11 protein-coding genes and 1 pseudogene are annotated in these 12,446 nt (G+C 39.1%); 9 read left to right on the top strand and 3 right to left on the bottom strand.

Features of this window, described 5'->3' with window-relative positions:
* Nucleotides 1–210 (top strand): hypothetical protein (locus ACG59Z_RS05765; protein WP_400198313.1); only part of this gene is annotated, 210 nt, incomplete at its 5' end.
* 45 nt (nt 211–255) lie between these two features.
* Here the strand turns inward: ACG59Z_RS05765 and fadA are convergent.
* Together fadA and fadB are read right to left on the bottom strand one after the other, a co-directional pair.
* Nucleotides 256–1,428 carry an acetyl-CoA C-acyltransferase FadA gene (gene fadA / locus ACG59Z_RS05760; protein WP_335864134.1) on the bottom strand — a complete coding sequence of 391 codons (1,173 nt, stop codon included), beginning with the start codon at nt 1,426–1,428 and terminating at the stop codon, nt 256–258.
* A 12-nt stretch (nt 1,429–1,440) separates the two neighbouring features.
* Nucleotides 1,441–3,594, bottom strand: a complete 2,154-nt coding sequence (gene fadB / locus ACG59Z_RS05755; RefSeq protein WP_311070300.1) for a fatty acid oxidation complex subunit alpha FadB — start codon at nt 3,592–3,594, stop codon at nt 1,441–1,443.
* A 572-nt stretch (nt 3,595–4,166) separates the two neighbouring features.
* Between fadB and lpxO the strand changes: the two genes are divergently transcribed.
* The 8 genes and pseudogenes from lpxO to ACG59Z_RS05715 all read left to right on the top strand — a co-directional run bounded on the left by lpxO (nt 4,167) and on the right by ACG59Z_RS05715 (nt 11,429).
* Entirely contained in the window at nt 4,167–5,081 is a 915-nt protein-coding gene (lpxO, locus tag ACG59Z_RS05750) for a lipid A hydroxylase LpxO (RefSeq protein ID WP_004699120.1), read from the top strand.
* Between the two features lie 87 nt (nt 5,082–5,168).
* A pseudogene (locus tag ACG59Z_RS05745) lies at nt 5,169–5,295 on the top strand (hypothetical protein).
* A complete protein-coding gene (locus ACG59Z_RS05740) occupies nt 5,292–6,335 on the top strand; it encodes a DUF1311 domain-containing protein (protein WP_396462679.1) in 1,044 nt (347 codons plus the stop codon). Before ACG59Z_RS05745 ends, ACG59Z_RS05740 begins: the two are co-directional and overlap by 4 nt.
* 227 nt (nt 6,336–6,562) lie before the next feature.
* The gene (locus ACG59Z_RS05735) at nt 6,563–7,093 is read left to right on the top strand and encodes a CHAP domain-containing protein (protein ID WP_077162870.1); all 531 of its coding nucleotides are present in this window, start codon (nt 6,563–6,565) and stop codon (nt 7,091–7,093) included.
* Nucleotides 7,094–7,227: 134 nt separating this feature from the next.
* Nucleotides 7,228–9,027, top strand: coding sequence for an excinuclease ABC subunit UvrC (gene uvrC, locus ACG59Z_RS05730; protein ID WP_400198331.1), 1,800 nt, complete (start codon nt 7,228–7,230; stop codon nt 9,025–9,027).
* A gap of 120 nt (nt 9,028–9,147) precedes the next feature.
* Entirely contained in the window at nt 9,148–9,942 is a 795-nt protein-coding gene (locus ACG59Z_RS05725; protein ID WP_400198310.1) for a thioesterase family protein, read from the top strand.
* 118 nt (nt 9,943–10,060) lie between these two features.
* Nucleotides 10,061–10,648, top strand: coding sequence for a CDP-diacylglycerol--glycerol-3-phosphate 3-phosphatidyltransferase (gene pgsA, locus ACG59Z_RS05720; RefSeq protein ID WP_002156973.1), 588 nt, complete (start codon nt 10,061–10,063; stop codon nt 10,646–10,648).
* 169 nt (nt 10,649–10,817) lie between these two features.
* Nucleotides 10,818–11,429 carry an alpha-ketoglutarate-dependent dioxygenase AlkB family protein gene (locus ACG59Z_RS05715; RefSeq protein ID WP_400198307.1) on the top strand — a complete coding sequence of 204 codons (612 nt, stop codon included), beginning with the start codon at nt 10,818–10,820 and terminating at the stop codon, nt 11,427–11,429.
* A gap of 194 nt (nt 11,430–11,623) precedes the next feature.
* Here the strand turns inward: ACG59Z_RS05715 and ACG59Z_RS05710 are convergent, their stop codons facing one another.
* Nucleotides 11,624–12,397, bottom strand: coding sequence for an IclR family transcriptional regulator C-terminal domain-containing protein (locus ACG59Z_RS05710; RefSeq protein ID WP_263612792.1), 774 nt, complete (start codon nt 12,395–12,397; stop codon nt 11,624–11,626).
* Nucleotides 12,398–12,446 lie beyond the last annotated feature (49 nt).

Genomic DNA, 12,446 nt, shown 5'->3' with positions numbered 1-12,446 from the left:
AGCCATAAATGTATAATTAATCCTTACCAAGTTAATAAAAAAATATATTTATTGGATGTAGATAATTTAGCAACTTTTTTATTTGATAATCGATTAGAAGCTTATAATAGTGTAACTAAAAATGAATATTTGGAAAGTATTAATGAATTGTTAAAGGATCTTGACTTACTTATTAAGAAATATAAATTTACTAAATATTTTAGAAGATAAAAAAAATCCCCGCATTGAGCGGGGATTTTTTTATCTTGGTGTTAATTAAACACGTTCGATAATCGTTGCAATACCTTGACCAAGGCCAATACACATAGTCGCAAGACCAATTTGAGTATCTTGTTGTTCCATTACGTTTAACAACGTAGTGGTGATACGCGCACCAGAACAGCCTAGTGGGTGACCCAAAGCAATCGCACCACCATTTAAGTTAATGATGTCTTGCTTGTCATAAACGCCTAAGCCTTTCATTACTGATAAGCCTTGAGCAGCAAATGCTTCGTTTAATTCGATAGTTTGAATATCAGCCATCGTTAAACCAGCACGTTTAAGCGCTTTTTGAGTTGCTGGAACTGGACCGTAACCCATGATTGCTGCATCACAACCTGCAACTGCCATAGAGCGAATGACAGCACGTGGTTTTAAACCTAATGCTTGTGCACGCTCAGCAGACATAAGCAACATTGCAGAAGCACCGTCAGAAAGAGCAGAAGAAGTTGCTGCTGTTACTGAACCACCTTTAGGGTCAAACACAGGTTTTAATGCTTTGAACGCTTCAAGGTTTGCATCTGGACGAATAACTTCGTCGATGTCACAAAGGATTTTAAAGCCATTTGCATCGTGGCCTTCAACACCAACGATTTCATTTTTGAAACGACCTTCTTGAGTTGCAGCCCAAGCACGGCGGTGAGATTCAACACCGAAGGCATCTTGTTCTTCACGAGTAATGCCGTTCATACGACCTAACATTTCAGCAGTTAAGCCCATCATGTTAGATGCTTTTGCATAGTGTTTAGATGCTTCTGGGTTAAGGTCGATGCCGTGCATCATACCTACGTGGCCCATATGCTCTACACCACCAATAATGAAGATGTCACCTTGGTTAGTCGCAATTTGTGCAGCAGCAGTATGAAGCGCTTGCATAGATGAACCACAAAGACGGTTCACTGTTTGACCAGCAACAGTTTTAGGCAAGTCAGCCAATAAACCGATGTTACGGCCAATGTTCATACCTTGTTCTAGAGTCTGGTTTACACAGCCCCAGATTAGATCTTCAACTTCATTTACATCAAACTGGTTACGGGCAACGAGCGCACGTACAAGTTCAGCAGATAAACTGTCGGCACGTACATTACGGAACATACCGTTTTTAGATTTGCCCATGGCAGAACGAACGCCATCAACAATCACAACGTCACGTGGATTTAAAGTAGCCATTCACGTCGCTCCTTAACCGTAGAATTTTTTGTTGTTAGCAGCCATGTCGCGCAACATTTGCGGCGCTTCATAAGCCTTACCTAAGTGTGCATATTTATCGCAAAGCGCAACGTATTCAGCAACACCTGTTTGGTCGATGTAACGGCATGGGCCACCACGGAATGGAGGGAAACCTACACCCATAATCATTGCCATGTCTGCTTCAGATGCAGTTGCTACAATCTTGTCTTCTAAGCAACGAACTGTTTCGTTACAGAAAGCAAGCATCATACGGTCAATGATTTCTTGGTTATCAAATTCGCGTTTTTCGCCAGTGACGAACGGAGCAATCACTTCATACGCTGTTGGATCAACAGTTTTTGCTTTCTTGCCTTTCTTGTCGAGTTCGTATTTGTAGAAACCTACGTCATTCTTTTGACCAAGACGCTTCGCTTCATACATTGCTTGGATTGCGCCTTTGTAGTCTGGCTTCATACGGTCAGGGAAACCTTCCGCCATGACTTCAGCACCATGTACACCTGTGTCGATACCTACAACGTCGATGAGATAAGCAGGACCCATTGGCCAACCAAACTTAGACATTACATTGTCAATTTGCTGGAAATCTGCGCCGTCTTTTACAAGAAGGTCAAATGCGCCGAAGTAAGGGAACAATACACGGTTAACTAAGAACCCTGGACAGTCGTTTACAACGATTGGTGTTTTACCCATTTTTTGAGCAAGAACGACTGTTGTTGCAATTGCTTCTTCAGAAGTTTTTTCACCACGAATAACTTCTACAAGCGGCATCATGTGAACTGGGTTGAAGAAGTGCATACCAACGAAGTTTTCAGGACGTTGTAATGCTTTTGCTAAACGTGTAATTGAAATTGTAGAAGTGTTAGAAGCAATGATCGTGTTTTCACGAACATTTTTCTCAGTTTCTGCAAGTACGATTTCTTTAACTTTTGGATTTTCAGTTACCGCTTCGATCACGATATCAACTTCTTTAAACTCATCGTAGCTTAAAGTAGGACGGATACGAGCAAGTGTTTCACCCATTTGCGCAGGTTTCATTTTCTTGCGTTCAACTTGTTTAGTTAACAAGCTGTTTGCTTCTGACATACCTAGTGCAAGTTGTGGGTTACCAATATCCTTCATGATAATTGGTGTGCCTTTGCTTGCCGCTTGGTAAGCAATACCACCACCCATAATACCAGCGCCAAGTACAGCTGCTTGGTTTACAGGGTGAGCACCTTTTTCATGTTGTTTAGATGCTTTTTTCACAACTTGGTCATTGATGAATAAACCAATCAATGCACCAGCTTGTGGAGTAATTGCTGCTTTAGCAAAGCCTTCAGCTTCAACTTTTAAAGCTTCATCACGTGCAAGGCTTGCACCCGCTTGTAATGAATCAAGTAATAATTTTGGAGCAGGGTATTGAGCTGGGTTTGCTTTAGCAAGTACAGCACCTTTTGCTGTGTTGAACGCCATCATTTGTTCAAGCGGGTTCAATTTTACAGCGTCAAGTTTTTCTTGGCGTTTTGCTTTCCAGTTTAAACGACCAGAAATCGCTTGCTTAACCAAGTCAGTTGCAGCATCAAGTAATTTGTCCGCAGCGACAACCGCATCTACAGCACCATCTTTAAGCGCAGCAGCCGGTTTTTTAGGAGCAGCCATTGCCATCCATTCAACCGCGTTATCGATACCAATAACTCGGCTTAAACGAACACTACCACCGAAACCAGGATAAATACCAAGTTTGATTTCTGGTAAGCCCACTTGTGCAGCTTCTGACATCACGCGATAGTCACAAACTAAACACATTTCAAAACCGCCACCCAAAGCCATGCCATTAATAGCAGCAACTTTTGGAAGGTCTAAATCTTCAAAGCTATTGAAGATTTCGTGAACAGGCATAAGCCAGTCAACAATCGCTTTTTCGCCTTGTGCGAAGTTTTCACCAAATTCAGTAATATCTGCACCAACAATAAATGTAGATTTACCAGAAGTTACAACTAAGCCTTTAATATCGTTATTGGCTTTTACAGCCGCGATAGCAGCTTTGAAATCTTCAATTGTTGCACGGTTAAATTTATTGACCGACTCACCTTGTAAGTCAAAGCGGAATTCTGCAATTCCGTCCGCAAGCATTTGGACGGTAATGGCATTGCCAGCGTGGATCATGCCTGATCTCCTTAGTTTTGGAGGACTTCTAAGTTGATGTTATGAAGCGTGTGTACAGCTCCGGTACACATTTATGCTTCGCTAATCTTACGATAACTATATCTAAAAAGAACCCGACAAGTTGTATCAAGCCGTGACGCAAGGGTCATCTTATTTTTTATTGAATTCATACCACTTAAATGCATAAAGAAAATCATATACATAGAGAGCGTATAAAGGCTTTTGTTTTAGTTTAAGTTTTTATTTATGAGAGACTTTAGTCGTGAATTTTCTATATAAAAAATGGCATTTATAAAAAATTGATTTCTTGTCAAAAAAGTCAATTGCCTAGTAATACTGCTTAAAAAACTGAGCTATAAATTCACTAAACTTGGGTTATTTATACCTATAAAAAATAAGTTATGTTTTATATTTTTAAGGGGTTGATACACCTAAATAGGTTCTTTAATTTTTTGCATTCGCTTTTTATAAGTCAATTTTGTTAAAATTTGCGCCAGTTAAATATTCTTCTGGTTACTATTACCTTCGAAAATTAAGGTAATGTTGCCCTAAACTTTTGAAAGAGTAGCAATATGATTAAGTGGATCGTATTAGCGATTTTTGTAATATCTGCATTGTATATCCAACATCGCGGCAAAGTGCGTCACTCGTTTTATCGTCAATTTTTTGACCATTCAACCTTGCTCGCACCGATTAACTTTTTAATGTACATCTTTTCAAAGGTACCGAATCAGCCTTATATCGATACTCAACACTTTAAAGATTTAAAAGTGTTAGATGAAAATTGGGAAATGATTCGAGATGAAGCGAAAGCTTTATATGACCAAGGCGGGATTAAAGCTTCGAGTACCTATAACGACTTAGGTTTCAACTCTTTCTTTAAAACAGGATGGAAACGTTTTTACCTGAAATGGTACGAGTCAAGCCATCCTTCGGCTGCTGAGCTTTGCCCAAAAACGACTGCTTTACTTAAAACATTACCAACCATTAAAGCGGCAATGTTTACCGAACTTGCTCCTGACAGCCGTTTGGTTAGACACCGTGACCCGTATGCAGGTTCACTTCGTTATCACTTGGGTTTAATTACACCAAATGATGATCGCTGTTTTATTGACGTTGATGGTGAAAGATACTCTTGGCGTGACGGTCAAAGCGTTGTGTTTGATGAAACGTATATTCACTATGCTGAAAATAAGACCGATCAAAACCGTATCATTTTCTTCGCGGACGTTGAGCGTCCGATGAAAGTGAAATGGATGGAACGTTTTAATCATTGGTTTGGCCGTAATGTGATGACTGCAGCAAGTTCACCGAATGAAACAGGTGACCAAACTGGCGGTTTAAATAAAGCTTTTGGTTATGTGTACCAAATTCGTATTAAAGCCAAAGCATTAAAAGCTAAAAACCGTAAATTATATTACTTCTTAAAATGGTTCCTCATGCTTGGAATTTTCTTCCTGATTTTTGTACGACCATATGTATTTTAATTAAAACGCCCGAAAGGGCGTTTTTTTATTGTGATTATTTAAATAATTTAGATTTATTTTTATGCATTTAAAACGATGATTATTAGCGTGGGGAGTATTTTATTTAAAATTTTAGGTGAATTTTATATTAATTATTGGGATGATAATGCGACTGGTAAATATATGCCTTTCTTGTACTTAATAAATTTTAAAAATTTGCGTGGAATATAAATGAATACGGTGATGAAACAAGCTTTAGTAATAACTACATTCAGTGCAGCAGTAATATTAACTGGATGTGGTAAATCTAAGCCAGAGCCAAAATCAAAAACAGAAAAAGTTGAGGCAATTTCGGATTGGAGCTGTACGCATCCTGACAATTTAAATCAGATTCAAACCTCTTTGAAAAAAGAATATTTGAAGCAAATCGAACGTAGCTTAAGACAAAGTCAATATCAGGTTGATGCTGATATTCTTAATAAAATTAATCAAGGTTTGAAGTTTGAAATTAAAAATATTCGCACTTTACCGTTAGAAGATGAAAGCCAAAAAAATACACAACTCAGCTGTGAAAGCCAGTTAGTTGTTTCATTTCCTAAAGGTTTACAAAAACGTGCGGAAAAAGCATATGTTGAAGAACTGCGTCACTCTAATGAAGAATCGCAAACGCTTAATGACTATTTTTCGGATAATGAATCATCTTTGACTCTTGAAAATGACCAATTGAAAGGTGAATTTTTCTATAACATTACAAAAACAGATAAAGAGGGGTTGGTGTTTGACTTGCCAAGTCAAAACACTGTGATTGAAGGATTGGTTTTTGTTGCTACTAAAGCTGTGCAATATGCTGCTTATGTTAAAGAAAATGAGTTGATTGACGAAAATATTGAAGAAAATCGACAAATATCTGAACAAAATAATGAAGAGCAGACTGCTTTGGCTCAAGAAGCCATGGATGTTCGTAAAAAAGAATTGGATAGCGACAAAGTGAAGCAAGTGGAACGCTTAAATCAGACTTGGGATAAATTGAGCGCTGAGAAAAAAACTCAATTTAAACAAGATCAATCGGATTGGTTTAAAAAACGTGATGTTGAATGTAAAGTACTGGCACAAAAAAGTGTGGAAGAAATTCCCGAAAAGGACTTAGAAACTTACCAAAAGCAATCCGATTATTGGACTGCTGATATGCGTAAGCAAAATCAGGAGATGCAATATACACAGTGCTTTATTCAAAAAACTGCAGAGCGAACAGTTTATTTAAATAATTTAAATTAATCTGAAATTCTCCATAAGCGCTGGTCAATCGTGTTGAAATAGATGGGATTGACCAATCTTTAGTAAGCTCGAAAGAGATTTTTTTATAGAATAAATTCGATAAATTGTTTTTGTGACTCATTTCACAGTGCTGGCAATTTGTTACAACTATTAAAAGCCAACGCATAATTTTGATTCTACAATTGCTCCGTTTTTTCGAAGACTGGTTAGCGGAAGTAGGTTTCAAAATGGCTCATGCTCATCACGTAGCTCATGCACATGTTCACCACATTAAATTGAGAAAAGAAGAAAGTTCTCAGGGTGACTTAAAAACGAAAGCGATGTTAAACAAAGCTTCGGCTGAGACTAAAAAGCATAGCCGATCAACTTCTAAAAGACATAAAGTAGAAGACCAAAATATCGATCTGCATAAGTTCTCAAGCAAACTTGAAAGCATGTCAGCAAAACATAGTAAAGAAAAATGCGCCAAGAATATCCGTATTGCTTTACAGGCTGCAGGTGCAGATGTTTCAAAGCATCCAGTAGCTGCATCTGACTGGGGGCATACTCTAGAAAAGAACGGCTATAAGAAAATCAAACCAGCATTCAATCGTCCTCAAGAAGGCGATATTTATATTATTGAACGTACCAGTGGTCATACCTACGGACATATTGCTGGCTATACGGGCAATGGCTGGTTCTCAGATTTTCGTCAAAAAACCTATGCGGTGTATAAAGAAAAAGACGTGAAATATAGTTACTATCGTCTCGATTCTTAAAGATGTACGACACATTTTGTCGGTCTACTTTGTCATCCCTTGTCAAATTTAGGTTCTGGCACAGTAAAGCACTTGAAAAGTAAGGATGAAAACATCACATTAGGTATTCAGTATTAAAGCCGTGCATGCCAATAGTGAATCAAAACGCTCGTCCTCATATTGAAAAAATTTTAGCCCATATGACCCAGCTTCCAGGCGTTTATAAAATGCTAGGGAAAGATGGTGAGTTGTTATATGTGGGCAAAGCGAAAAACCTAAAAAATCGGGTATCGAGTTATTTTGTTAAAACCATTGAGCACCCGAAAACTCAGGCCTTAGTTGCACGAATTTATGATATTGAAACGCTCGTTACGCGTTCAGAAACTGAAGCGCTGCTTTTAGAACAAAACTTAATTAAACAACATCGTCCGCCTTATAACATCATGCTGCGAGACGACAAGTCATACGTCTATATCTTTGTATCAGCAGATAAACCTTATCCGCGCATTGCCAGTGGGCGTGGCAAAGGTAAGCACCAAATTGGTAAATTCTTTGGGCCTTATCCAAGTGCTTATAGTGCCCGAGATACCTTACTGGTTTTACAAAAACTTTTTAATGTTCGTCAGTGTGAAAATAGTTACTTCTCACAGCGTAAACGTCCATGTTTGCAATATCAAATAAAGCGTTGCTCGGCTCCGTGTGTAGGCTTGGTTTCAGCAGAAGATTACAAAGAAGATGTGAATAACAGTATTCGTTTCTTACAAGGTGATACCAAAGAATTAAATCAAGAGCTGATTGCGAAAATGGAGCAGGCAGCGGCAGATCTTGAATTTGAAAAAGCTGTTTTTTACCGGGATCGATTATCTTTACTCCGTGAAGTACAGGCACAACAAGCTGTTTTCAAAGTGAAAGGTGAAGCTGATATTTTGGCAATTGCCTATCAGGCTGGCGTGACATGTGTGCAGATTATGCATGTACGTAATGGACGTATGCTAGGCGGTAAAAGCTATTTCCCTGACATGTTAGGCGATGACCTTGGTCAAATGCTAAGTGACTTTATGGCAAACTTTTACTTTCAGGTTGCCGATGAAGTACCAAGCGAACTGATTGTAAATACTGCCTTACCTGACCGTAAAGAGTTGGAAGAAGCCTTAGCACAGCAGTTTGGAAAGAAAGTCCAGATTAAGAGCAGTGTACGAGAAACACGTGCTGAATGGTTAGAACTTGCCGAAATGAATGTTCAACATGCGATTAAAGGGCAGTTGAGTAACCACTTAGAGCTCAATGAGCGTTTCCACCAGCTTGAGCAGGTGGTTGGCCGTCCAGTTGATCGTATCGAATGTTTTGATATTAGTCATACCATGGGCGAAGCGCCGATCGCATCATGCGTAGTGTTCGACCAAGGCGGTGCACGTAAACGGGACTACCGACAATTTGCCATTCAAGATATTACCGCGGGCGATGATTATGCTGCGATGCGACAAGCTTTAACGCGTCGCTATAAAAAGGCGATGCTGCCTGACTTGCTTTTAATTGATGGTGGTAAAGGTCAACTTCATATGGCCATGGAAGTGATGCAAGAGCTTGGGCTTGACGCTTTCATGATTGGTGTATCAAAGGGTGAAGGACGTAAACCAGGACTTGAAACGCTTCATTTTACTGACGGTACAAAAATCCAGTTACCCGAAGATCATAAAGCGCTACATTTAATTCAACAGGTACGTGATGAAGCTCACCGTTTTGCCATTACCAAACACCGAGCTAAGCGTGATAAACGCCGTAGTACCTCAGTTTTAGAGGCAATTCCGGGTTTAGGACCAAAACGCCGTCGAGATTTATTAACACATTTTGGTGGGATTCAAGGTGTGTTAAAAGCATCGGAAAAAGAGTTGACTGTGGTACCGGGATTAGGTGAAGTGATGGCAAGAACGATTTATAAAATTTTGCATGAGTAGCCACGTATTTAAAATTTGAGTGACAAAAGCGCTCGTAAATTAATAGCTGAATGATCATTCACATGATGGTCAAAATAATGAAAGATACTTCCTAATCACGCACATGACTTAGGGATATGCATGTCATTATTACAGCTATTTGAAGATGTAAAACAAAATGAATGGATTGATATACCCGCAGGGTGGTTACAGGGTCGAACGGTTTTTGGCGGCCTTGTTGCTGGGTTATTAATGCAAAAAGCATGCTCCCACATTCAAGATTCAAATAAAAGATTATTAAGTTGTAGTGTTACTTTTGTGGGCCCTGTACAGCAAGGTTCTGCCCGATTGACTATTGAAATTTTAAGAGAAGGGAAGTCAGTCACTACGCTTGAGACACGTTTATGGCAAGATGGTGCAGTACAAACCATTTTGGTCGCAAGTTTTGGGGCACCTCGTGTATCGAGTATTGAGGTAAAACAAGAACCCGTTGCTCCTGTATATGTGCAGCCTGAAAATTTATCTGTTATTCCTTTTGCCAAACATATGCCTGAATGCTTTCAGCATTTCGAAGTGTGTTGGGCTGAGGGTAATTATCCAGTGACAGCAAGTGAGCATCCGGACTTTGGTGGCTGGTCAAGGTTCTCACCAGAGCAACATGAAAATCGTCAACTAACATTGCCTGATTTGATTGTTCTTATGGATATTTGGCCGCCGGGTGTTTTGCCCATGTTTAAGCAAGTTGCGCCTGCAAGTTCTTTAACGTGGCATATTACTTATGTGAACCCAGTCCAGCATCAATTGCTTGACTGGTTTAAATATAAAGTCGTTACAGAACATGCGAGTGAAGGTTATTCCACAGAATATGCATATCTTTGGGACCAAAGTGATCATTTAATTGCAATTTTGCGGCAAACTGTTACGGTATTTACCTAAGCAATCTACTTTCTCGATTCACTTATTTCGTATAAAGTGACTGTTACAGATAGATACAATATTGAAGTATGTGTCTTTGTCTGTTAAAAGATGCGTGAAGACTAAATTGGCGGTGTTTATGACCACAGGGCGAATCCTGAATATCCCAAATATCCTAACTTTGGCGCGTATCGCGCTTATTCCTGTATTTTTGGTGATTGCATATTGGCCGCCTGCAATAGGTATTGGTGAGCACGTAGGAAGTATGACTCGTCATATTATCTTGACTGCAATTTTTGTGCTGGCTGCCGTAACCGATTGGTTTGATGGTTATCTAGCACGAACGTTAAACCAGACTTCAGCATTTGGCCGATTCCTAGACCCGGTTGCAGATAAACTGATGGTCGCAGCTGCACTTATTGTTCTAGTGCAGTGGAAACCTACCATTGCGATGGCTTTTGCTGCAATTGTTATTATTTCACGGGAAATTACTGTTTCTGCTTTACGTGAGTGGATGGCAGAACTTGGTGCGCGAACCAGTGTAGCAGTGTCAACTGTAGGTAAATATAAAACCGCATTTCAAATGATTGCGATTAGTGTATTCCTGCTGAATTGGCAGCCTTTAGAAATGTTGGCTTATGCTTTGTTATATACCGCAGTCATTCTGACTTTGTGGTCAATGTTTATTTATTTAAAAGCCGCGTGGCCATATCTAAAGCAGCCATAAAACCAAATAAGATTCTAAAAAGCCTTTACTTGATAAAGGCTTTTTTTATTGCAAAGTGCCAGAATAGAGTGACTCTCGCAATTGGTGTGGTTAATAAATATCATTGGCAAAAAGGGCGTAAAATGGCATTGTTAGCTTGAGAAATGGCTAAGTAGCAAGGGGAGATTGCATGACACTAGATTTATTTTCTCCAGAACCTTGTACAAATTTATTACCGTATGATGGTGAAGTTCAAGACTACGGATGTATTTTAAGTGCTGAAGAAGCCGAGCAATATTTTCATTATTTGTACCAACATCTGGCGTGGCGACATGATGAAGCGAAGTTATACGGCAAGCATTTTATTACTCCCCGTAAAGTCGCTTGGTATGGTGACGAACATTATCGATATAAATATTCTGGTGTTTTTCGTGATTCTTTACCGTGGGACAGAGGGCTTGCCAAGCTAAAACAGCAAGTAGAGCAGATACTTTCAGAAAAATTTAATTCTTGCTTAGCCAATCTTTATGAAGACGGAACGCAAGGAATGGCTTGGCATAGTGACTCGGATGTGTCCTTAGCCAGAACAACCACCATTGCTTCCTTAAGTTTTGGAGCAACGCGAAAGTTCTCTTTTAGGCATATTCAAAGCAAAGAAAAAGTTGAAATGTGGTTACAGCCAGGTCAACTCATTGTGATGCGCGGTGAGACTCAACAATATTGGCAACACCGTTTAAATCGTTCGACAAAAATTTTACAGCCACGTATTAATCTGACTTTTCGTCAGTTCAAGTTTTCATAAGTTTTTGCTAAAAATTAAGCAAGAAAAAAGCCCATGATGGCAGCATGAGCTTATTCCTCTGAGGGAGAGCCTTCTATTGATGAGCTGCTGATGAAAAGAATCATCAATAGGTGCTAAAATCATAATATGAGAATATTTAGATATTTTCAATGCTCTAAAGTGTAAGAAAACTTTAAATTATCAAAAATATTATTTTAGATCTCACCTTTTTCTGAAAGTTCCATAAAACGCTGCTCAATCAATCCAGCATTTTCTTGCAAAATTTCAATCAGTTTTTGAATATTTAAAAAGTCAAAACGGTTCTTGGATGCCACTAGCGTTAACGCTAAAGGAACTTCTTTACTCGAAAAACGAACGGGTACGGCAAGGCCTGAAACATTAGGGTCAATCTCACCTTGTGAGAAATAGAAGCCTTGTTTCTTTATTTTACGCATGCGTTGAATAAAGCTTGGTTCGTCTAGAGCAAACCCTGACTGCGACAGTTCATGTTTAAAACGTTCATAGTAGTCATGCATGCGCTGTTTACTTAAATGTGACACCATTGTTTTTGGTGATGCCCCAACATATATCGGGCGTGGACAGCCTCGGCCATACGAAAGTAATTCAGTATCTTTAAAAATTTCATGATGAATATCAATACAGTAGTCATCATTTAAATAGGTGAGTAAACAGCAAAGTTCAGTGCGTTCAACAATGTTGCGCATAAACGGCGTACTGATTTGGACCAATGGGTCTGTTGTTCTTGATACATAGTCAAGAACTGCTATTTTTGAGCCTAAAGTGTAATCGCCAGAAGTACCATTAATACGTTTTAATAAGTCGGCTGATACGAGTTCTTTTAGATAACGGTAGCTAGTCGGTTTAGACAAGCCAAGTTCTTCGCAAATAATATCGACATTAATCACTGGTCGTGAAACTGAAAATAAATCCAGTACGGTTAAAATTTTGCCAAAACTTGAAATTGCCATGATGTCTTATTCGTATCCTTAATAAACGGGTCACACTTGAGTTCTTATA

Source organism: Acinetobacter sp. ABJ_C1_1 (assembly GCF_044684115.1).
GTDB classification, from domain to species: domain Bacteria; phylum Pseudomonadota; class Gammaproteobacteria; order Pseudomonadales; family Moraxellaceae; genus Acinetobacter; species Acinetobacter nosocomialis_A.
This window is presented reverse-complemented; position numbering and strand designations above follow the sequence as displayed.

Excerpts from the sequence above, each read along its gene's own strand:
- fadA (WP_335864134.1), bottom strand. The coding sequence starts at position 1,428 with ATGGCTACTTTAAATCCACGTGACGTTGTGATTGTTGATGGCGTTCGT.
- fadB (WP_311070300.1), bottom strand. The coding sequence starts at position 3,594 with ATGATCCACGCTGGCAATGCCATTACCGTCCAAATGCTTGCGGACGGA.
- lpxO (WP_004699120.1), top strand. The coding sequence starts at position 4,167 with ATGATTAAGTGGATCGTATTAGCGATTTTTGTAATATCTGCATTGTAT.
- ACG59Z_RS05740 (WP_396462679.1), top strand. The coding sequence starts at position 5,292 with ATGAATACGGTGATGAAACAAGCTTTAGTAATAACTACATTCAGTGCA.
- ACG59Z_RS05735 (WP_077162870.1), top strand. The coding sequence starts at position 6,563 with ATGGCTCATGCTCATCACGTAGCTCATGCACATGTTCACCACATTAAA.
- ACG59Z_RS05725 (WP_400198310.1), top strand. The coding sequence starts at position 9,148 with ATGTCATTATTACAGCTATTTGAAGATGTAAAACAAAATGAATGGATT.
- pgsA (WP_002156973.1), top strand. The coding sequence starts at position 10,061 with ATGACCACAGGGCGAATCCTGAATATCCCAAATATCCTAACTTTGGCG.
- ACG59Z_RS05715 (WP_400198307.1), top strand. The coding sequence starts at position 10,818 with ATGACACTAGATTTATTTTCTCCAGAACCTTGTACAAATTTATTACCG.
- ACG59Z_RS05710 (WP_263612792.1), bottom strand. The coding sequence starts at position 12,397 with ATGGCAATTTCAAGTTTTGGCAAAATTTTAACCGTACTGGATTTATTT.